Origin of the sequence: Mycolicibacterium madagascariense (assembly GCF_010729665.1) — a bacterium.
Taxonomy (GTDB): Bacteria; Actinomycetota; Actinomycetes; order Mycobacteriales; family Mycobacteriaceae; genus Mycobacterium; species Mycobacterium madagascariense.
Genome location: NZ_AP022610.1, coordinates 3,121,663 through 3,141,217 on the forward strand (window position 1 = coordinate 3,121,663; position 19,555 = coordinate 3,141,217).

20 protein-coding genes are annotated in these 19,555 nt (G+C 70.2%); 8 read left to right on the plus strand and 12 right to left on the minus strand.

All coding sequences use genetic code 11. The features are described from left to right. Positions 1-51 precede the first annotated feature (51 nt). A complete protein-coding gene (locus G6N60_RS14625; protein ID WP_163738419.1) occupies positions 52-660 on the minus strand; it encodes a Pr6Pr family membrane protein in 609 nt (202 codons plus the stop codon). Next, a complete protein-coding gene (locus G6N60_RS28920) occupies positions 661-2,043 on the minus strand; it encodes a DUF7159 family protein (RefSeq protein ID WP_443678353.1) in 1,383 nt (460 codons plus the stop codon). A 189-nt stretch (positions 2,044-2,232) separates the two neighbouring features. Here G6N60_RS28920 and G6N60_RS14635 point away from each other — a divergent pair, with 189 nt between their 5' ends. Then, positions 2,233-2,460 carry a hypothetical protein gene (locus tag G6N60_RS14635; protein ID WP_163738426.1) on the plus strand — a complete coding sequence of 76 codons (228 nt, stop codon included), beginning with the start codon at positions 2,233-2,235 and terminating at the stop codon, positions 2,458-2,460. A 6-nt stretch (positions 2,461-2,466) separates the two neighbouring features. On the opposite strand, the gene G6N60_RS14640 is transcribed toward G6N60_RS14635, so the two are convergent. Continuing rightward, entirely contained in the window at positions 2,467-3,414 is a 948-nt protein-coding gene (locus tag G6N60_RS14640; RefSeq protein WP_163738429.1) for a threonine ammonia-lyase, read from the minus strand. A 37-nt stretch (positions 3,415-3,451) separates the two neighbouring features. Here G6N60_RS14640 and speB point away from each other — a divergent pair, with 37 nt between their 5' ends. Then, positions 3,452-4,516, plus strand: a complete 1,065-nt coding sequence (gene speB / locus G6N60_RS14645) for an agmatinase (protein WP_372510934.1) — start codon at positions 3,452-3,454, stop codon at positions 4,514-4,516. A gap of 3 nt (positions 4,517-4,519) precedes the next feature. On the opposite strand, the gene G6N60_RS14650 is transcribed toward speB, so the two are convergent. The 3 genes from G6N60_RS14650 to G6N60_RS14660 form a co-directional block, all read right to left on the minus strand. Further along, positions 4,520-5,404 carry a cyclopropane mycolic acid synthase family methyltransferase gene (locus G6N60_RS14650; protein ID WP_163738432.1) on the minus strand — a complete coding sequence of 295 codons (885 nt, stop codon included), beginning with the start codon at positions 5,402-5,404 and terminating at the stop codon, positions 4,520-4,522. Positions 5,405-5,514: 110 nt separating this feature from the next. Continuing rightward, the gene (locus tag G6N60_RS14655) at positions 5,515-6,402 is read right to left on the minus strand and encodes a TIGR03854 family LLM class F420-dependent oxidoreductase (RefSeq protein WP_163738435.1); all 888 of its coding nucleotides are present in this window, start codon (positions 6,400-6,402) and stop codon (positions 5,515-5,517) included. Between the two features lies 1 nt (position 6,403). Further along, a complete protein-coding gene (locus tag G6N60_RS14660) occupies positions 6,404-7,189 on the minus strand; it encodes a class I SAM-dependent methyltransferase (RefSeq protein ID WP_163738440.1) in 786 nt (261 codons plus the stop codon). A 194-nt stretch (positions 7,190-7,383) separates the two neighbouring features. On the opposite strand from G6N60_RS14660, the gene G6N60_RS14665 reads away from it, so the two are divergent. Next, positions 7,384-7,845: an SRPBCC family protein gene (locus G6N60_RS14665; protein WP_163738443.1), complete on the plus strand. Its 462-nt coding sequence runs from the start codon at positions 7,384-7,386 to the stop codon at positions 7,843-7,845. A gap of 16 nt (positions 7,846-7,861) precedes the next feature. Here the strand turns inward: G6N60_RS14665 and G6N60_RS14670 are convergent, their stop codons facing one another. Both G6N60_RS14670 and G6N60_RS14675 read right to left on the minus strand, forming a co-directional pair. Further along, the gene (locus tag G6N60_RS14670) at positions 7,862-9,115 is read right to left on the minus strand and encodes a 13E12 repeat family protein (RefSeq protein WP_163738446.1); all 1,254 of its coding nucleotides are present in this window, start codon (positions 9,113-9,115) and stop codon (positions 7,862-7,864) included. A 47-nt stretch (positions 9,116-9,162) separates the two neighbouring features. Then, a complete protein-coding gene (locus tag G6N60_RS14675; protein ID WP_163738449.1) occupies positions 9,163-11,088 on the minus strand; it encodes a flavin-containing monooxygenase in 1,926 nt (641 codons plus the stop codon). 94 nt (positions 11,089-11,182) lie between these two features. On the opposite strand from G6N60_RS14675, the gene G6N60_RS14680 reads away from it, so the two are divergent. Next, positions 11,183-11,611, plus strand: coding sequence for a hypothetical protein (locus tag G6N60_RS14680; protein WP_163738451.1), 429 nt, complete (start codon positions 11,183-11,185; stop codon positions 11,609-11,611). Next, complete coding sequence (locus tag G6N60_RS14685; RefSeq protein ID WP_163738455.1) at positions 11,608-12,888, plus strand: cytochrome P450; 1,281 nt, start codon at positions 11,608-11,610, stop codon at positions 12,886-12,888. Before G6N60_RS14680 ends, G6N60_RS14685 begins: the two co-directional genes overlap by 4 nt. A gap of 6 nt (positions 12,889-12,894) precedes the next feature. Here the strand turns inward: G6N60_RS14685 and G6N60_RS14690 are convergent, their stop codons facing one another. The 4 genes from G6N60_RS14690 to G6N60_RS14705 all read right to left on the minus strand — a co-directional run bounded on the left by G6N60_RS14690 (position 12,895) and on the right by G6N60_RS14705 (position 16,265). Then, positions 12,895-13,347 carry a hypothetical protein gene (locus G6N60_RS14690; RefSeq protein ID WP_179969696.1) on the minus strand — a complete coding sequence of 151 codons (453 nt, stop codon included), beginning with the start codon at positions 13,345-13,347 and terminating at the stop codon, positions 12,895-12,897. Between the two features lie 90 nt (positions 13,348-13,437). Continuing rightward, complete coding sequence (locus tag G6N60_RS14695) at positions 13,438-14,127, minus strand: YoaK family protein (protein ID WP_163738458.1); 690 nt, start codon at positions 14,125-14,127, stop codon at positions 13,438-13,440. A 29-nt stretch (positions 14,128-14,156) separates the two neighbouring features. Continuing rightward, complete coding sequence (locus tag G6N60_RS14700; protein WP_163738462.1) at positions 14,157-15,263, minus strand: glycosyltransferase; 1,107 nt, start codon at positions 15,261-15,263, stop codon at positions 14,157-14,159. A 75-nt stretch (positions 15,264-15,338) separates the two neighbouring features. Further along, positions 15,339-16,265 carry a dienelactone hydrolase family protein gene (locus tag G6N60_RS14705; RefSeq protein WP_163738465.1) on the minus strand — a complete coding sequence of 309 codons (927 nt, stop codon included), beginning with the start codon at positions 16,263-16,265 and terminating at the stop codon, positions 15,339-15,341. A 69-nt stretch (positions 16,266-16,334) separates the two neighbouring features. Here G6N60_RS14705 and G6N60_RS14710 point away from each other — a divergent pair, with 69 nt between their 5' ends. From G6N60_RS14710 to G6N60_RS14720, 3 genes are read left to right on the plus strand one after another with little or no spacing between them, the layout of a single operon-like run. After that, positions 16,335-17,261, plus strand: coding sequence for an SDR family oxidoreductase (locus G6N60_RS14710; RefSeq protein WP_163738468.1), 927 nt, complete (start codon positions 16,335-16,337; stop codon positions 17,259-17,261). A 40-nt stretch (positions 17,262-17,301) separates the two neighbouring features. Further along, a complete protein-coding gene (locus tag G6N60_RS14715; protein ID WP_163738471.1) occupies positions 17,302-19,116 on the plus strand; it encodes an N-acyl-D-amino-acid deacylase family protein in 1,815 nt (604 codons plus the stop codon). Beyond that, on the plus strand, positions 19,106-19,549 hold the full coding sequence (locus G6N60_RS14720; RefSeq protein WP_163738474.1) for a nuclear transport factor 2 family protein: 444 nt from the start codon (positions 19,106-19,108) through the stop codon (positions 19,547-19,549). Before G6N60_RS14715 ends, G6N60_RS14720 begins: the two co-directional genes overlap by 11 nt. Positions 19,550-19,555: the final 6 nt, after the last annotated feature.

A 19,555-nucleotide genomic window follows, 5' to 3' on the forward strand; every position in this document is an offset into this window, starting at 1 on the left:
ACCAACCTCCGGGATTCGACTGAGCCTCAATAGTAGTTCGGTTTGCGGCCGCTAAGCGTTAGCCGACCGCCGACCGGCCACTGCCAGCAACAGGTAACCCAGCCCGAGGAACCCCAGCGCCAGCAGAGCGACGTTGCCGACGACCGCGCCGATGCCGACGCTGTCGGGATCGAGGAAGTAGTACGGCGCGCGCCGGCCCGCACGGTTGAGGATCACCAGCGCACCCACCAGATAGATGGCCGGGTAGCCGAGCCACGCGAACGGCTGCCACCACCTCGGGACGCCTGCGCCGCGCCCGATCAGCAGCCAGTCGGCGAGGGCGAGGATCGGAACCACCACGTGCAGAAGCACATTGGCGGGCGTGTACCCCATGCTGTGCCCGGTCAGCAGGAGATTCCAGACCACCCCCGCGACGACGACGTACAGCACGACCGCACCGCGCAGCCCGGTGCGCTCATCCGAACGGGGGGCGAGCAGCGTCCACGCGTAGTAGAGCGCCGCGAGGACGTTGGCCTGGTAGGTGAACGTGACCAGCCGCCAGGCGACGCCGTACCTCGACGTCAGGTGCACGGAGAGCAGCGCGGCCGCGACGGCGAGGACGAGTGCGATGCGCAGGGTCAGGCGGAGGCCGGCGCGGTGCGCGGGCGCGGGTGGGGCCAACTAGCCGGTACCCGAGAGCCGCTCTTTGATCCGCGTCCACAGCCCGGGCTTCTGCGCCGGGACCTGGGTGTTGGGGTCGAGCATCATCGGTCCACCCGTCACGGGCGGGACGGGCGGCGGTCCGGCGACCGGCGGTGCGAGTGCCGGGTCCGTCGGCGGGGCGAGCGCGGGGTCGACGGTCTGCGCCGGCACGGGGTCGACGGACTGCGCGGGTGGTGCATCCGGCACCGCGGCCGGGGCCTGGTCGGTGACCGGCGCCTCGGCGGGGGTGTCGACGACGGCGACCGGCGGGTCCTCGTTCACCGAGGGCGGGGCCTCGGGCGGCGGCACGGCCTCGACGACGGGAGCGGGAGGGACGGCAGCCGGTGGCGGCAGTACGGGCGCCGCCGCGGGCGCCTCGTCCGTTTCGACCTTGGCGGCCGGCGTGGGACTGCTCGGCGGCGCGGGCCGGGCCGGGGACAGCTGCAGACTGATCGCGATCGACGCCGAGACGACGAACGTCACGACCCCGGTGGCCAGCATCGCGGCGGGCCCGACGGTCGACAGCGAGCGGCGGTACTGGGCGCGGCGACGGTCGGTGCGGTGGCGGCCCAGGTCTCCGACGCGCGCGGGCACGACGAACGCGTCGTGCCGCAGGCCCTCGTCGAGGAACTCCAGGGGGAGCTCCGTGCTCTGCGCCGAGGCCAGGGCGGCTCCGCGGGCGAGTGCCAGCTTGGCCTCCTCCGGCGCGTACACCGGAACCGACAGCGCGTCCTCGAGGCGGTGCATCAGGGGTTCGAAGTCACCGGCCGAGCCGACGACGACCAACGCCTCCGGCGCCCAGTCGGCGCGCGTGAACACCGCGCTCAGCCAGCTGATGAGGTCTTCGTCGGAGTCGATCGCGTGGTTGAAGGCCGTCTGCACGGCGCCGTCGCTGGTGTTGACGATGAGCGAGATCGCCGACTGGGGCTCCACGAGGCACACGGCGGTCGTCGCGTACCCGAGGACCTCCGCGACGCCGCGGGCTAGGGCCTCGGTGGCCTCGGGCATCCGGATCGCCACGACGTTGTCGAAACCGGACTCGGACAGCGACTCCATCAGCATCGAGGCGTCGAGGTCGGCGTCCTCGCTCCAGGTGACACCGATCGAGTGCAACCGCAACCCGCGGTTGGCGGCCATCGCCTCGGTGCGCAGGACGGCTGCGGTCGCCTGTTGCGACGGCTGCCCGTCGTCGGAGACCAGGAACGAGTCGCGATCCATCGTCGCGCCATCGGCGTCCTGGCCTTCGACGAGCACGAGACCGACGGACGTGGGGGACATCGACAACCCGAGGACCGCGTCTACGTGTACCCCAGTGGATTCACGAGGCGGCCACGCTCGGGCAGCACCAGCGTGGAGGACCATTGCCGGGGACACTACCCGTTCGCCCGATCCACAGCGCGCCGGGGCGCGGGGAAGCGCCCGTTCCCGGGGACCGTGGTCGAGTCGTGACCGTTCCTCCACCCAATCGGACCTGCGGCTGAGTAATGATCCTCCCAATTAGCTGATAGCTACGTCCGTGGCGGCGACGATGCCGTTCGCGAAGGAGGGGTCATGACCGCACTTCATCTGAGCCCACGGCCGGCAGCGCCGGTTCAGGTCGATCTCCCCCGCGGCATCGTCTCGGTGCACGTGCTCGGGTTCGGGAACGCGACGGCGTGGTGCTCATGCGGCTGGACCGGTCGACGCCGGTTGCTGAAGGCCGTCGCCATGCAGGACGCCTGGGCCCATTCGGCGCGCGACCGGTGTGAGGTCTCCACGCCGCTGCTGCTGACCTGGTAGTCCGGTTCAGCCGGTGAGGATTTGCGCGAGCATGCCTAGTTCGACGTTGCCACCGGACACGATCACCACCGTCGGCCCCGGCGGGGTGGCACCCCGGCGGTAGGCGGCCAGCGCGACCGCGCCGCTGGGCTCGGCCACCAGGTTGGCGCGCAGCGCGATCTCGCGCACGGCGTCGCGAATCTCGTTCTCCGACACGGTGATCACGCCATCCAGCACCTGCCGAAGATGCGCGAAGGTCAGGGCGGAGGGCTGCGACCGGAGCCCGTCGGCAATGGTGCGGTTGCGATCCTCGATCGACCAGTCGACGCGGTGTCCGGCGGCCAGGCTCGCGGCGGTGTCGGCGGCCAGTTCCGGCTCGGCCCCGAACACCGTGGCGGCGGGAGCGAGGGCCCGGATGGCCGTGCCGATCCCCGATGCCAAGCCGCCGCCGCTGACCGGGACGATGACGCTGGCGACCTCGGGCAGATCCTCGGCGATCTCCAGCCCGATCGTGCCCTGGCCGGCGATCACGTCGGGGTGGTCGAACGGCGGGATGAGCACTCCCCCGGTCCGCTCCACCACCTCCGCGGCCACCGCCTCGCGCCGACCGGGCTCGCAGAGCACGACCTCGGCACCGTGCGCGCGGGTCGCCTCGATCTTGACCTGCGGTGTCTCCCTTGGCATCACGATGTGGGCGACGATGCCGAACCTGGCCGCGGCGCAGGCGACGGCCTGGGCGTGATTCCCACTCGAGTAGGCGACGACTCCCCTGGCGCGGGTCGCGGCGTCGAGGCGGCCGATCGCGTTGAACGCGCCGCGGACCTTGAAGGCGCCGACGGACTGCAGACCCTCCGGCTTGAGGAACAGCGGGCGGTCCCGATCACCCCATGGCGCCGGAATCAGCGGGGTGCACAGGACGTACGGGCGGATCCGTTGCGCCGCCGCCTGGATCTCGCCGACGCTGATCAGTGACATGACGCCAGATCCTAAGCCGTGCTTGTACTGTCACCCCATGAGTCACGACCACTCCCATTCGGCTGGGGACCAGGGGCCGCGCCGCGAACTTCCCCCGGGAATGGCCGAGCAGATCGACCTGCCGTACTCGGGTCTCGCGACCTTCGGGCACCGGCCGTTCCTGACCGAGGTCGAGCAGCTCGAATCGTGGCGTCCCGACGTGGCGATCGTGGGGGCGCCCTTCGACGTCGCGACCACCAACCGACCGGGCGCGCGCTTCGGGCCCCGGGCGATCCGCGCCACCGCGTACGAGCCCGGGACCTATCACATGGACCTCGGCCTGGAGATCTTCGACTGGCTGGAGGTCGTCGACTTCGGTGATGCGTTCTGCCCGCACGGCATGACCGAGGTGTCCCACCAGAACATCAAGGAGCGGGTGCACGCGGTGGCGTCGCGGGGCATCGTCCCCGTGGTGCTCGGCGGGGACCACTCCATCACGTGGCCGTCGGCGACCGCCGTCGCCGACGTGCACGGGTACGGCAACGTCGGCATCGTGCACTTCGACGCCCACGCCGACACCGCCGACATCATCGACGGCAACCTGGCCAGCCACGGCACGCCGATGCGCCGACTGATCGAGTCCGGCGCCGTGCCCGGCACGCACTTCGTCCAGGTGGGACTGCGCGGCTACTGGCCGCCCCAGGACACGTTCGAGTGGATGCAGGAGCAGGGCATGGTGTGGCACACCATGCAGGAGATCTGGGAGCGCGGCTTCAAGGCCGTCATGGTCGACGCGGTCGGCGAGGCATTGGCCAAGGCGGACAAGCTCTACCTGTCGGTCGACATCGACGTGCTGGATCCCGCGCACGCGCCGGGCACGGGCACCCCCGAGCCGGGCGGCATCACCAGCGTCGACCTGCTACGGATGGTGCGTCAGCTCTGCTACGAGCACGACGTGGCCGGCGTCGACGTCGTCGAGGTCTCCCCCGCCTACGACCACGCCGAGCTGACGGTCAACGCCGCGCACCGCGTGGTGTTCGAGGCACTGGCCGGCATGGCGGCCCGGCGCCGCGACGCCGCCGGAGGCGAGATGGGACCTCCGGGACGGCGACCGCCGGCGTAGCCGTCAGCCCTTCTCGAGCGTGAACTGCGCGATGTCGGTGTACCCCTCGGCGAACAGTTCCGCGCAGCCGGTGAGGTAGCGCATGTACCGGTCGTAGACCTCCTGCGACTGGATCGCGATGGCCTCGTCGCGGTGCGCCTCGAGGGCGGCCGCCCAGATCTGCAGGGTGCGGGCGTAGTGCAGCCGCAGCGGCTGGACCTTCGTGAGCTTGAAACCTGCTGCCATGGCGTGCTTTTCGACCGCGACCACCTGCGGGAGATCACCGCCGGGGAAGATCTCGTCCATGATGAACTTGAAGAACCTGATCTTGTTCATCGTCAGGGGCAGCCCGCGTTCGCGGAATTCCTCGTCGCTGGGCTTGATGATCGTGTGCAGCATCATCACGCCGTCGTCGGGCAGCGCGGCGTAGGCCATCTTGAAGAAGTCGTCGTAGCGGTCGCGCCCGAAGTGCTCGAACGCGCCGATCGACACGATGCGGTCGACCTTGCCGTCGAACTGCTCCCAACCCTGGAGCCGGACCTCTTTGCTCCGCGGACTGTCGGTCGCGGCGAGCAGTCGCTCGACGTGGGCCTGCTGGTTCTTGCTGAGCGTGAGGCCGATGACGTTGACGTCATGTTGCTCGACGGCCCGCTTGACGACGGCGCCCCAACCGCAGCCGACGTCGAGCAGGGTCATTCCTGATGTGAGCCCCAGCTTGCCGAGCGACAGGTCGATCTTCGCGATCTGCGCTTCCTCCAGCGTCATGTCGTCGCGCTCGAAGTAGGCGCAGCTGTAGGTCTGGGTGGGGTCCAGGAACAGCCGGAAGAAGTCGTCCGACAGGTCGTAGTGGGCCTGCACGTCATCGAAGTGCGGCTCGAGACCCTGGGCCTTGCTTGGTGTGTCTGGCAAAGTTCAGCCTTCGGCGTCTAGGTGAGTTGGAGTCGGTAGCTCCTCGTCCTGAAGAGCCGCCCGCGACGACCGCAGACTACCGGAAGGACACGGTCGCGACGTCACACCCGTCAGTTCTCCCGCGGCAGTAGCTCGACGCTGAAGCGGTCGATGAACTCGTCGATCCCGACTCCGCCGATCGGCCGGATCACGAACTTGGTCAGCCCGGCGGCCAGGTAACCGTCGATCATCCGGTGCAGCGCCGGCCAGCCGTCGGCGACCAGCAAGGTCGGGTCGACGTCGGGGCGACGCCGGCGCATCGCCGCGAGCGCCCCCTCGGGCACGCCGTTCTCGGCGATGGCCACGTTGACGCCGTAGTGGTCGGGTTCGACCTCCCGGCCCGCCTCCGCGGCGGACGCCTCGATGAGCTCCCGCCCGCGGCGCGCCTCGTCGGGGGTCAGGAAACTGCCGAGCCACCCGTCGGCGAGCCTGCCGATGCGGCGAAGACCGGCGGGCGCCGAGCCTCCGAGCCAGATGTCCAGCGGACGGTCCAGCTGCGGGCCGACCGAGATCGACGATGCCGTGAAGAACTCACCGGAGAAGTCGGCACCGTCGGCCGACAACGCCACCCTGAGCAGTTGCAGGGCCTCGTCGAACAGTGCCGCGCGCTGACCGTCGGGGACCAGGAACACGTCACGCTCGGCGGGGATGGCCGAGCGGAGGCCGAACACCGGCAACACCCGCTTGGGTGCGAGCGCGGCCAGCGACGCGAGCTGCTTGGCGACCAGGACGGGGTGGCGCCCGGGCAGGATCACCACCGACGTGCCGACCTTGAGCTTGCTGGTGCGGGCCAGGGCGTAGGCCATGCCGACGAAGGGGTCGACGGCGTCGGTGTAGACCAGTTCGGAGAACCACAGCGAGTCGATGCCCGCGGCCTCGAGCCGGTCGACGATGCCCGCGAGTTCGGCGGGGCGGGACTCTGGGCCCGCGCCGAGGCCGACGCCGAAGCGAATCTTCATGTCACCCAGTCTGCTCGCGGTGCAGCCGCGCCCGCATCTGCATGAAGCGGAACAGTCCGGGCGCGCCGGCCAGCGGCTCGTAGCCGTCGATCTGCTCGTTCACGAACGCGGCGCGGCGGTCCTCGGGCAACCGGTCCGTCCACGCCGTCGACCCCATCGCCGACCACTGCGTGAACGCCTCGCGCGAACCGAAGTCCCATTGCCTGTCGGCGACGGTGACGTCGTCGACCGCCAGCCCCGCGGCCCGCGCCAGGTCGGCGAAGGCGTGCGGATCGGGGTGGACGAAGGGCGCGGTGAAGCCGTCGAACCACGACGCCCAGCGCGGCGCCCGGGTCGCGTCCATCGTGACGTCCTCCAGGCTCCGGCGGGGTCCGGCGCACACCAGCTGCACCGTGACCGAGCCGCCCGGCCTGAGTACCGCGGCGATTTGACGCAGCGCCACGTCCTGCTGCGGCACCCAGTGCAGCGCGTTGAACGACACGACGGCGTCGAAGCAGCCGCCGTCGAAGGGCAGTGCACGGGCGTCGGCGATGACGAACCGCGGCCCCGACCGGCGGGACGCGACCGACGCGTCCGCGGCGGCCACCATGCGGCGTGACGGGTCGGCGCCGACGACCAGTCCGTCGGGGGCCAGCCGGGCGATCGCGGCGATGAGAAAGCCGTCGCCGCAACCGATGTCGAGGACGCGGTCGGTGGCGCGGAACGTCAGACCGGACATCGCCTCGTCGATCATGGCGCGCTGCAACTCGCTGCGCCGCGCGTAGGCTTCGCCATCCCAGTCGGTCACCCGCCCATGGTGGCACCCGGTCGCCAGGCGAGCGAGAGACGACGTTGGTCGTCCTGGCCAATGCCGATCAGCCCGACGACGGCAGCGACGTGGGCACGACGCTGGCCACCGCGATTACCTCAATCGTCACCCCGAAGAACGTGTATACGTTGGGCTAGATCTCCGGCCAGACCTCGTGACGAAGGCAGGTTCCCGTGCACGCAGCAGTGACCGTGACGATGGCCGCACCCGCAGAGCAGATCTGGGACCTCGTCGCCGACGTTCGCAACACCGGGAAGTTCTCGCCCGAGACGTTCGACGCGGAGTGGCTCGACGGCGCGACCGGACCTGCGCTGGGCGCGACGTTCCGCGGCCACGTGCGCCGCAACGAGATCGGGCCCGTCTACTGGACGACCTGCCGCGTGACGGCGTGTGAGCCCGGTAGGGAGTTCGGCTTCGAGGTCCTCCTCGGGGGTCGCCCCGTCAACACGTGGCACTACCGCTTCACTCCGGTGGACGGCGGCACCGACGTCACCGAGTCGTTCCGGATGCCCGGGGGTCTGACGACAACCCTCTTCGGCATCTTCGGCGGCCAGTTGCGCAGGCGGCGAAACACCCGCGACATGCGCAAGACCCTCGAGCGCATCAAGGCCGTCGTCGAAGCCCAAGGCGACTGAGGCAGCCTTGCGCCCCTCAGGCGGCGAGGAGGTCGCTGAGGTGGATTTCGATGCCGCTGGCCTTGAGGGGGACCAGGTCACCGAGCAGGGGTGGGGCGGTGGAGTGATGGGTGGCGCCGGTGGGGGTGGTGAATTCGGCGGTGTGGCGGCCCTGGTGGTCGCAGAAGGTGCGTACCCGCCAGCCGGGGGCTTCCTTGGCGTAGTTGCAGGCCTCGCATTCCCCGAGCCCGTTGCGCAAGCTCGTCGCCCCGCCCGCGGCGTGGGGGGTGGCGTGATCGGTGTGACGGATCGGGGCGTCGCAATACGGGGTGCGACACGTGTCGTCGCGCACCGCGATGAAGCGCGCCATGCCCGCGGGGAAGCGCCGCGCCCGGGACTCCATGGCCACCAACGCCCCGGAGGTGGGGTGGCGGTAGAGGCGGCGCACGGTGGCCTTGGAACGCGCGTCGGCAGCGGCGTCGGCGGCCAGGCGGCAGGCCACCGCGGCCGGGATCGGGCCGTAGCCGGGGATCCGCCCCGGGGTGGGGTCCCCGCCCAGCAGCGTCTCGTCGGTGATCACCAATTCGACGGCGACCGGGACCGCGACGTCGGCGGGGCGCCCGGTGATGCGTTCGACGAGGGTGTCGGCCATGACCTGTCCGCGGCCGCGGCCGTCCCCGCAGGTGTCGGCGGTGCGGCGCAGCGCGGCGTAGACCGCGACACCCTGGGGCATCGGTAGCAGTGCGGTCACGTAGGTCATCGCGTCCGGGGCCGGGCGGATCCACACCGAGCGTTGCGCTGGTGCGCGTACCGCGCGGTCCACGATCGCCTGGGGGTCCAGGCGGTAGGCGATGGCCTTGGCGTCGGCTTCGATGCGCTTGTCGCCCTTGCCTTCCAGGGCGTTTTGGTCGGCGCACATCCGTTCGTCCAACCGGGCGCGGTCCTCTACCGACAGGCACGCCGATTCGCGCACGATCAGCGTCGCCCGCCATTCCGAGAGCGCCCCGGCCTTCAGCGCGGCCAGGGTGTGGGGCATCTCGTACACCAGGGCGCGGGCGAAGCCAAGGTGGCGTCCGCCGCGGTTCGGGGAATCCTTGCGCGCCAATGCCACTTCACTGGCCAGGCCCTTGCCCCGCTGGGACGCGGGCACCCCGGCAGCGGCCTCGCGAGCGCGGCGCGCCGCATCCAATGCCATGGTCAACTCGGCCTGCTCGGCCGCCGCGGCGGACTTGGAGACCTCCAGCGCCGCGATGCGCTCCACCAGCGCCGCTTCGGACAGGTCTTCGCACATACGTTCGATGCTAACGCCTATCCCGGACACCCATCGGCACCAATTCCTCACCCGAACGTGAAGTCCTCCGGATCGACCGTCCTCGTCCACGACCAGTAGTCGACCAACCGCCACGGGCTCAACGAGTAGACCTCGCCGAAGTCGTTCTTGTAGAACGAATGCTCGATCGACGGTTGCGACCACACCAGGGTGGCCATCTCGTCCTGGCTGCGTCGCACCCACTGGTCGACCGTCTCCTGTCGCGGCTCCATCGACCGCCGACCGTCAGCCGTCAACAGGTCCAAACACTGTGCGATGTACCGCATTTGGCATTCGGAGTGGAAGATCAGGCTGCCCCCGCTGGCCAGGTTGGTGCCGGGTCCGTACATGCAGAAGAAGTTCGGGAACCCGGCCACCGTGATGCCGAGGTAGGCCGTCGGACGTTGGCCCCACGTCGCGCGCAGATCCCGGCCGTCGCGACCGGTGATCGTCATGGGCAGCAGCATCTCGTTGGCGTGAAAACCGGTGGCGTAGACGATTACGTCGACCTCGTGTCGCACTCCGTCGGCCGTCACGACGGCGTCGGCCTCGATGCGCTCGATCGGGGTGCGGACCAGGTCGACGTCGTCACGGGTCAGGGTCCGCAGCCAGCTGCCGTCGTCCTGCAGCGTGCGCTTGCCGGTCGCCGGATAGTCGGGTACCACCTTGGCGGCGAGTTCGCGGTCGTCGCCCACCTGGCTGGTGATCCACTCGGTGAACACGATCCTGGCGAGGTCGTTGACCTCGCTCACCGCGCGCTGCCGATCGGGGTAGTCGGGGTCGACGCGCGCCGCCGCCAAACCCTTGTCGCAGCCCGGCCAGAACAGCAGGAAGCGGTACCACCGACCGTAGAACGGCAGGTGTCGCAGCGCCCACCGCACTCCCGGCCCGACCGGCAGACGGTAGTTGGGGTTGGGGAACATCCACTGGGCGGTGCGCTGGAAGACGGTGAGGTGGCCGACGTCCTCGGCGATCGCCGGGGCGATCTGGAAGCCGCTGGCGCCCGCACCGATCAGCGCGACGCGCCGGCCACTCAGGTCCACCGAGTGATCCCACCGCGCGGAGTGAAAAGCATTGCCGCGGAACGTCTCTCGACCCGGTATCGTCGGCAGCCGGGGTCGGTCGAGTTGACCGACGGCGCTGATGACGGCGCGGGCGACGAGGGTGTCGACGGCGCCGCTGCCGTCGCGCGTGCGGACCGTCCACGTCGCGGTGTCGTCGTCCCAGGCGGCGTCGGTCACCTCGGTGCCCCATCGCACGTGCGGCCCGACCCCGCGCTCGTCCATGACGCGCTGGAAGTAGGCCTGCAGCTCGGGCTGTTCGGCGAAGTAGTGCGTCCACTGGTCGGTGGGCTCGAAGCTGTAGCAGTAGAAGTGATTTCCGACGTCGACGCGCGCTCCGGGGTAGGTGTTCTGGTACCAGGTGCCGCCGGGTCCGGCGTTCTTCTCGACGATGGTGAACGGGATGCCGGCCTCCTTCAGCCGGATGCCCGCGAGCAGACCGGATTCACCGCATCCGATGACGACCACCGGGAAGTCCTCGTGGGCGCCCCCGGCGGTGGGGAGCACCGCCCGGCCGTCCCTGCCGTCGAGTTCCATCTCCTCGAGCAGCAGCGGCACGTACTCGTCGGGCACGGGCTCGCAGACGAGCCACTCCATCATCTCCTTCAGCAGAGCGCCGTCGATCGGCTCGGGTTCGGGACAGCCGCGGTCGCGGTAGTCGGCGATCACCGTCAGCGCCAGCGCGCGCGCCGCCGCCTTGTCCTCCTCGGACATGTAGCCCTGCACCTCGTTGAGGAACAGTCCCGCCGGCTTGAGTGCGCCCCTGATGAGCTGGGGGTCCCCCGACATGTGCACCAGCGACAGCAGCAGCGTCGGGATGCTCGTGTCGAGCAGGGCGTCGGCGATCTCGGCGTCGGAGGTCGTAAACGGTTGTCCCGCATGTGGGTTTCGCACGCCTAGGTGCTACCACGTCGAAACCGCCGCGCGCAGCCCATCGTCGAAACCGCGGCGGCGGTTGGGTGGTTGGTCGGCCGGGTAAGGGCGTGTCATGAACCACGACGCCGCTCCTCTCGACCGCCGACCCGCCGACCTCGACGACGACACCATCGCCGCGGTCGGAAAGGTGTCCGAGGCGTTGGAGTACGTCGAGCGCGCCCGCGGGCACCTCTACTCGTTCCATCAGCTCATGGGTGGTGCCGATCTGGCGCTCGGAGATGCCTGCGAGGCGTTGCGCAAGGCGGGTCACGCGGCGCAGGCTGACCGCCTGGAGACCGAACTGGTCGGCCGCAACGTGCTCTACGGCCGCTGGACGTTCCAGATCGTCGAGGAGTTCGACGACGGCTACTGGACGGAGTTCCGGCAGCAGGACCGACGAGTGCGCGAGGAGTTGCAGGCAGGTGAGCGCCACGTGTTCGAGGCCACGATGAAGGAGCGGCGGCGGACCCACGGCAGGCCCGACCACGAGGCCAGGCCGTGATCGCGCCGCGGATCAACGGCACGCCGCCGCCGCACGTGCCACTGGCCGAGGTGAATCTGGGGTCTTGGGATTTCTGGGCGCTCGACGACGACGTGCGCGACGGTGCGTTCGCCACCCTTCGCCGCGAGGCGCCGGTGTCCCGGCAACCCGAGTTCGTGCAGGACGGGTTCGCGCAGGGCCGGGGGCACTGGGCGGTGACCCGCTACGCAGACGTCCACCACGCCAGCAGGCATCCCGAGATCTTCAGCTCGGCGGGGGGAATCGTCATCGGGGATCAGACCCCGGAGCTGGCGGAGTACTTCGGATCGATGATCGCGATGGACGATCCGCGGCACGCCCGGCTGCGCAACATCGTCAGGAGCGCGTTCACGCCGCGCGTGCTGGCGCGCATCGAGGGTTCGGTCCGCGACCGCGCGCGCCGGCTCGTCGAGGCGATGGTCGCCGACCATCGCGACGGCCGCGCCGATCTCGTCGCCGCCCTCGCCGGTCCCCTTCCGCTGCAGGTCATTTGCGACATGATGGGCATTCCCGAGGAGGACCACCAGAAGGTGTTCCACTGGACCAACGTCATCCTCGGCTTCGGGGACCCGGAGATCACGGCCGACTTCGACGAGTTCGTCCACGTGGCCATGGACATCGGGGCGTATGCGGCGGAGCTGGCCGACCACCGGCGGGCCCACCCGGGCGACGACCTGACCACGAGCCTGGTGGCGGCCGAGGTCGACGGCCAACGGCTGACGTCGGCCGAGATCGCGTCGTTCTTCATCCTGCTGGTGGTGGCAGGCAACGAGACGACGCGCAACGCGATCAGCCACGGCGTCCTCGCACTGAGCCGGCACCCCGAACAGCGCGACGACTGGTGGAGCGACTACGACGGCATCGCGCCGACTGCGGTCGAGGAGATCGTGCGATGGGCCTCACCGGTGGCGTACATGCGCAGGACGGTCACCGTCGACACCGAGCTCGCGGGCACCAATCTGGCTGCCGGAGACAAGGTTTCGCTGTGGTACGGGTCGGCCAACCGGGATGACGCCACGTTCGCCGATCCGTGGCGCTTCGACGTGCGTCGTCACCCGAACCCGCACGTCGGCTTCGGCGGCGGCGGTGCGCACTTCTGTCTCGGCGCGAACCTCGCCCGGCGCGAGATCACCGTCGCATTCGAGGAACTGCACCAGAGGATCCCGGACGTCGCCGCCGAGGCCGAGCCGGCGCGACTGCAATCGGCCTTCATCCACGGCATCAAACGCCTACCGGTCGCGTGGACTCCGCCGCGCTGACGGCCGCTAGGTGACGGCCCGGTCCTCGTGCTCGTGTCCGGTGTCCTCGACGTCGGTGCGCTCGCGATCGTCCTTCTTGGCCATCTCGTAGGCGGCCTCGGGATCGTCCTTGCGTCGCGGATCGAGCGAATCGGCCTGCTGCCACTTCGCATCCAGTTGTTCGCGCGACGAGGCGGCCTCGGACCGGTGCGAGGCGGCCCGGTCGGCTAGGCGGGCGGCCTCGGCGGCCTTGGCCTCGGCCTCCGCGGCGGCGGCCCGGGCCCTGGCCTCCGTCTCGGCGGCGATGGCCTCGCGCTTCTGCACCCGACTGCTCTCCTCGCGCGCCTCCTCACGAATGCGGTCGGCCTCGGCGCGCCGCTTCTTCTCCCGGGCGCTGCGGGCCAGGAATGCCGCGCCGAGAATCACCAGGAGGACGACCACGACGGCCACCACGATCAGGACGATGGTGTGGGAATTCATGTCGAGCTCCTTCGCTGCGGGGAGCGCCGAAATTGACGCACCGGCTGGTTCGGCGGGTGCCCGGAATGGCCTCCGATCAAACCGCCGCGGTCAGCGCAGCACGCGCTCGTCGACGATGAACAGGACGAGGGTGGCGGCGAGGACGCCCGCCGCCACCCAGATGGCGTGCGCACCCCACATGCGGCTGGCGAACGCACCCATCAACGCGCCCCCGGCGAACGCGACGATCAGCGCGCCATAGATGCCCGAGGCCCGGCGGGCCTGCGCGCTGCGCTCCACGACGCCGTCGTACCCGGACTCGATGAACCGCATGAGGTTGCCGGTCGTGGCGACGGGCAGGTACGCCAGGTCGCCGATGTTGCGGAACAGGCCCATCTGCACGGCGGCGAGGAAGGCGATCGGCACCGTGACGTAGGTGTGGGCGACGGTGACGGGAACGAAGCCGATCACCACCAGTGCCGCTACCTGCACGGTCATCGTCCAGCGCAGCGGGTAGGCGACGACGTGGTCGACCCGTCCGGACTTGATGTGCGCGGCCAGGGCGATGCCCACCATGAACGCAAGGATGGGCCACACGTGTGCCAGCGCGGCGTGCACCTGGCGTCCCGAGACGTCGATGGCGAAGAAGATGACGTTGCCAGTCTGGACGTTGGCGAAGACTCCGCCGCGGACGAGGAAGGTGTGCGCGTCCATGAATCCATTGGTCAGGGTCAGCAGCAGCGCGAACCACAGCGTCCTGGCGCGATCGAAGTCGGTGGCACCTGGGGTGGGAGCGCCCATCCGGTCAATTTAGCGCTCCGGCGTGCCGCTCACCCCGCACCCAGCGCGGTCAGCATGCCCGCCGCTGACGACGGCCAGGAGAACTGCTCGGCCCGACGCCGGGCACCGTCGCGTCGCGAGGACTCCGGTCGGCTGATGACGCCGGCCACCGCCGCGGCGAGGGCTTCGGGATGGTTGGCGGCGGAGGCGCCGCTGCCCGCGGTGAGGATCTCGGCCAGCGCCGACGTCCTCGAGGCGACGGCGGGCGTGCCGCAGGCCAGCGCCTCGAGCGCGGCCAACCCGAAGGTCTCGTGCGGGCCCGGCGCCAACGCGACGTCGGCCGAGGCCAGGATGGCGGCGACGGTGTCGCGGCATCCGACGAAGCCCGTGAACGCGACGGGCAGCCCGGCGGCATGGCGTTCCAGCTTGGCCCGCAGCGGCCCCTCCCCGACCATGACCAGGCGGGCGTCGATACCCGAATCACGAAGCGCCGCAACGGTATCGATGCTGCGATGGGCATGCTTCTCGACCGACAGCCTGCCGCAGTGCACCAGCAGCGTCTGCTCGGGTGCGGCCCACCTGCTCCTGAGGTCGGCCGACCGTCGGCTGGGGTGGAACTGCTCGAGGTCGACGCCGAGCGGGACCGTCACCACGTTGTCGGCGGCGATGCGGTCGAACTCCTCGCGGGCGAACGCCGTCGTGCAGACCACCACGTCGTAGGTCGCAGCCGTCCTCCGGTTGGCGGCGTTCGCGACGACCCGCGCCGCGGGCCCCGGGAGCACCTGGCCGACCAGACGATCCAGTCGCTCGTGGGAGATCATGACGCTGACGACGCCGCGTCGACGAGCCCACGGACCCAGCGAGCGCAGCGTCAGGCGATCCGACACCTCGATGGCGTCGGGCCGCAACTCGTCGAGCACCTCGACGACCGCCCCCGGGAGCACGGCGCGGTAGCCGCCGGTGTAGGGAATCTGCCTGGCCGGCAACGAGATTCGGCGTACGCCCGACCTCATCAGCCGCTGCGACGCGACGGGGCCCGGCACCACCAGGACGACGTCGTGACCGCGGGCGCAGTACTCGGCCCCGAGCCGGTCGACCGCCGTGCGCAATCCGCCCGAACGTGGCCCGTAGAAGTTGGCTACCTGGACGACCCGCATGATTCATCGAAGCGGGGTGGCACGACCGTCGGGAGAACCACGGGTAGGACCATCCGAACGCGGCGTGAACAGCGGCTATCCGACGTACTTGGTGAGCCACGCCTGGGTCTTGTCCCACGCGTCGGTGGCGGCGGTCGGGTCGTAGCGGTCACCGGTGTCGTTGAAGAACGCGTGATTCGCCCCCTGCTCGACGACGAGCTGGTTGACCACCCCGGCCCTGTCGAGCGCCTGCTGCGCGGCGTCCTTGGTACCGGTGACGCGGGCGTCCTCGGATCCGTAGAACGCCAGCACCGCAACGTCCTTCGAGCCGCTGAAGTCGGCGCCGTCGGGCAGCGGGCCGTAGAAGGGCACGGCGGCCGCGAGTTGGGGTTCACCCGACGCGAGCAGCTGCCAGACGAGGCCGCCGCCCATGCAGAATCCGACGGCGGCCGCCTTGACCCCCGGCGTTCGGCGCTGCAGCTCCTCGACACCGGACTTCATGTCGGCGAGGAAGTCCTCCGGCGAGATCTTGCTGAGCGCGGCCGTCGCTTGCGCAGGGTCCGTGAACTTCGCCGTACCGCCCTCGCCCGAGAGCAGGTCGATGGCCAGGCTGGAATACCCGATGCCGGCGAACCGCCCCGCCACCGAACGCACCCAGTCGGTGAGGCCCTTGTTCTCGTGCAGGACCAGCACGGCTCCCTTCGGCTCGGTCGCCGCGGCCCACGCCGCCTGCAGGTCACCGCGCGGTCCGGGCCACGTGATCGGCTCGGTCTGCAGCGCGTTCTCGATGCCCGGCGGGAGCGCCTTCTCGGTCGCGGCCCCGGTGGACGTCGCCGGTGCGCTGGCCGTCGGCGTGCCGTTCGCCGGCTTCGACGAGTCGCTGCACGCGGCGATCAGGGCGCTGGCCGCCGTGGCGCCGACTCCGATGAGGGCCAGTCGGCGCATGGCCTCACGCCGGGACATCAGTCCCTCGACGTGGTCGGTCGCGATCTCTTCGGCGATGTAGCGCTGCAGTGGGGTCACCCCGCCGAGTATGCCCCGGGATGCCGAACTCGTGACGGCAGATGCCGTCGACGGCGAATACTTCACGACATGTCCGCACCGACGGGTCCCCGCGCCCTGGCAGGCCGTGTCGCCGTGGTGGCGGGGGCGACCCGGGGAGCCGGCCGCGGCATCGCCGAAGCCCTCGGCGAGGCGGGTGCCACGGTCGTGTGCACCGGCCGGACCAGCTCGGCGGTGCACCTCGACTCGGACTACGACCGACCCGAAACCATCGAGGAGACAGCCGAACTCGTCGACGACCTCGGCGGCGTCGGCGTCGCCGTGCCGACCGATCATCTCGACGTCGGGCAGGTGCGTGCCCTGGCCGATCGGCTGCGGCACGACTACGGCGGCATCGACGTCCTCGTCAACGACGTCTGGGGGGCCGAGCTGCTCAAGGGCCCGCCCTCGACCTGGAACCGGCCGCTGTGGGAACACGACCTGGACGACGGGCTGCGCATCCTGCGGCTCGGCGTCGACACCCACCTGATCACGTCGCACTGCTTGCTGCCGTTGCTCATCACGCGCCCAGGCGGACTGCTCGTCGAGGTCACCGACGGCACGGCCGAGTTCAACGCGCGGCACTACCGGGTGTCAGCCTTCTACGACCTGGCGAAGGTGGCGGTGAACCGGATCGCGTTCAGCCAGGGACACGACCTCGCGCCGTACGGGGGCACGGCGGTGTCCGTCACCCCGGGTTGGCTGCGCTCGGAGATGATGCTCGACACCTACGCCGTGACCGCAGACGGCTGGCGCGAGGCCCTGCGACCGGAGCGCGCCGGCGGCGCACCGACCGCGCCCGCCGCGTTCCTCGCGTCCGAGAGCCCGCGCTTCGTGGGCCGAGGCGTGGCGGCGATCGCCGCCGACCCCGATCGTGCGCGCTGGAACCAGCGGTCGGTGAGCTCGGTCGATCTCGCACGTGTCTACGGCTTCACCGACGTGGACGGCCGGACGCCGGACGCCTGGGCCGAGCAGTAGACATCTTTGAAAAAGTGTTCACGGAATCGTTGACACGGCTATGCGGCCGCTGTTCTATGACGGAGTGACCTACGACACCATCATTGCGAACGGGCGCTGGTTCGACGGCACCGGAGCGGCGTCGGCGGTGCGCACCATCGGCATCCGCGACGGTCACGTCGCGGCGATCTCGGCCGCGGACCTGGACGCGACCGACTGCCCCCACGTCATCGACGCGACCGGCCAGTGGGTGCTGCCCGGCCTGCTGGACATCCACACCCACTACGACGTCGAGGTGCTCGGCGGTCCGGCACTGACCGAATCGCTGCGGCACGGAGTCACCACCGTCATGCTCGGCTCCTGCTCGCTCTCGACGATCCACGTCGACGGCACCGAGGCCGGCGACCTGTTCGGACGCGTGGAGGCCATCCCCCGCGACCACGTCATTGCCGCGGTCGACGGGCACAAGACGTGGAGCAGCTGCGAGGAGTACGTCGACGCGCTGGAGCGGATGCCGCTCGGGCCGAACCTGGCTGCCTTCATCGGACACTCGGACATGCGCACCGCGGTCATGGGCCTGGACCGCGCCACCCGCCGCAGCGAACGTCCCACCCGCGGTGAGCAGGCCGAGATGGAGCGCATGCTGACCGAGGCACTCAGGGCGGGATTCGTCGGAATGTCCTCGATGCAACTGCTGTTCGACAAACTCGACGGCGACGTCTGCCGGTCGCGCACCCTGCCGTCGACCTATGCCAAGGCCCGGGAGCAACGTCGGCTGAAGTCGTTGCTGCGCAGGAGGGGACGCGTCCTGCAGTCCGGTCCCGACATCGAGAGCCCGCTCAATCTGGTGTCGCAGCTCGCGCAGTCGCTCGGCGTGTTCCGCAACCCGCTCAAGACCAGCCTGCTCTCGGCGGCCGACGTCAAGGCCAACCCCTACGCCGTGAAGGTGCTCGGCCCGGTGGCGCGACTGGTCAACCGGCTCGGCGGCGACTTCCGGTGGCAGCACCTGCCCGTGCCGTTCGAGGTCTACGCCGACGGCATCGATCTGGTGATCTTCGAGGAATTCGGCTCTGGCGCAGCGGCATTGCACCTGCGCGACGAGGTCGCCCGCAACGAGATGATGCGCGACGAGGACTACCGCCGCCGGTTCCGCAAGGACTACGAGAGCAGGTTCGGCGTGCGGGTGTGGCACCGCGACTTCTTCGATGCCGAGATCGTCGCGTGTCCGGACGCCGGCGTCGTCGGCAAGTCCTTCGGTCAAGTCGGCGCCGACCGCGGTGGGCTGCATCCCGTCGACGCGTTCCTCGACCTGGTGGTCGCACACGGCACCGCGCTGCGATGGCGCACGACGATCTCCAATCACCGGCCAGAGGTGTTGCGGCAGTTGGCCCGTGACCCGGGCGTGCAGATGGGCTTCTCCGACGCGGGCGCCCACCTGCGCAACATGGCGTTCTACAACATGGGGTTGCGACTGCTACGCCACGTGCGCGACGCCGAGGCCGCCGGCCGTCCGTTCATGACCATCGAGCACGCCGTGCACCGCCTCACCGGGGAGCTGGCCGACTGGTACCGCCTCGACGCCGGGCACCTTCGCCTCGGCGACCGCGCCGACGTCGTGATCGTCGACCCACGGCGGCTCGACGATCGACTCGACGCCTACGCCGAGGAGCCCGTCGCGCAGTACGGCGGGCTGTCGCGGATGGTCAACCGCAACGACGAGACGGTCACGGCCGTGTTCGTCGGCGGCCGCGCGGTGTTCCTCGACGGCCGGCCCACCGATCTGGTCGGGCGTCGCAGGACCGGCCGGTTCCTGCGCGCCGCGCATCGGTCTCCCGCCATCCCCCGCCAGGAAGACGAGTTGTCCAGTGTCGGTTGAGGATACGGTTCGCGGACTGTGGAAGGCGCTGTCGGCCCGCGACTGGGACGAGGTCGCGACGTTCCTCGCGCCGGAGTGCATCTACCTCGACGTCCCCACCGGACCGACGTTGGCGGCCCGCGGACCCCGGGACGTCGTCAAGCGGCTGAGGATCGGCATCGCACCGCTGGCCGCCTACGAGAACCACGACGGGCTGCTCCTCAGCGACGGCAGCCACGTCATGTACGAGCACTCCGAGACGTGGCAGTGGACGACCGGTGAGACCGCGACGCTGAAGTTCGTCAGCGTCCACGAGGTGCGCGACGGCAAGGTCACCGTGTGGAAGGACTACTGGGACATGGCCGCCCTGCAGAACTTCGCGCCGGCCAGTTGGATGGACGACCTAATGTCGGCGGACATGTCGTGGATCTTCGACGCGACGGGTCTGGTCTAGCCGCCC

What these genes read in the sequence shown, in the direction of transcription:
- G6N60_RS14655 (WP_163738435.1), bottom strand. Translation starts at nt 6,402, where the DNA reads ATGAAGATTCGCTTCGGCGTCGGCCTCGGCGCGGGCCCAGAGTCCCGC.
- G6N60_RS14690 (WP_179969696.1), bottom strand. Translation starts at nt 13,347, where the DNA reads ATGAATTCCCACACCATCGTCCTGATCGTGGTGGCCGTCGTGGTCGTC.
- G6N60_RS28920 (WP_443678353.1), bottom strand. Translation starts at nt 2,043, where the DNA reads ATGGTCCTCCACGCTGGTGCTGCCCGAGCGTGGCCGCCTCGTGAATCC.
- G6N60_RS14635 (WP_163738426.1), top strand. Translation starts at nt 2,233, where the DNA reads ATGACCGCACTTCATCTGAGCCCACGGCCGGCAGCGCCGGTTCAGGTC.
- G6N60_RS14710 (WP_163738468.1), top strand. Translation starts at nt 16,335, where the DNA reads ATGTCCGCACCGACGGGTCCCCGCGCCCTGGCAGGCCGTGTCGCCGTG.
- speB (WP_372510934.1), top strand. Translation starts at nt 3,452, where the DNA reads ATGAGTCACGACCACTCCCATTCGGCTGGGGACCAGGGGCCGCGCCGC.
- G6N60_RS14700 (WP_163738462.1), bottom strand. Translation starts at nt 15,263, where the DNA reads ATGCGGGTCGTCCAGGTAGCCAACTTCTACGGGCCACGTTCGGGCGGA.
- G6N60_RS14715 (WP_163738471.1), top strand. Translation starts at nt 17,302, where the DNA reads ATGCGGCCGCTGTTCTATGACGGAGTGACCTACGACACCATCATTGCG.
- G6N60_RS14680 (WP_163738451.1), top strand. Translation starts at nt 11,183, where the DNA reads ATGAACCACGACGCCGCTCCTCTCGACCGCCGACCCGCCGACCTCGAC.
- G6N60_RS14695 (WP_163738458.1), bottom strand. Translation starts at nt 14,127, where the DNA reads ATGGGCGCTCCCACCCCAGGTGCCACCGACTTCGATCGCGCCAGGACG.
- G6N60_RS14670 (WP_163738446.1), bottom strand. Translation starts at nt 9,115, where the DNA reads ATGTGCGAAGACCTGTCCGAAGCGGCGCTGGTGGAGCGCATCGCGGCG.
- G6N60_RS14640 (WP_163738429.1), bottom strand. Translation starts at nt 3,414, where the DNA reads ATGTCACTGATCAGCGTCGGCGAGATCCAGGCGGCGGCGCAACGGATC.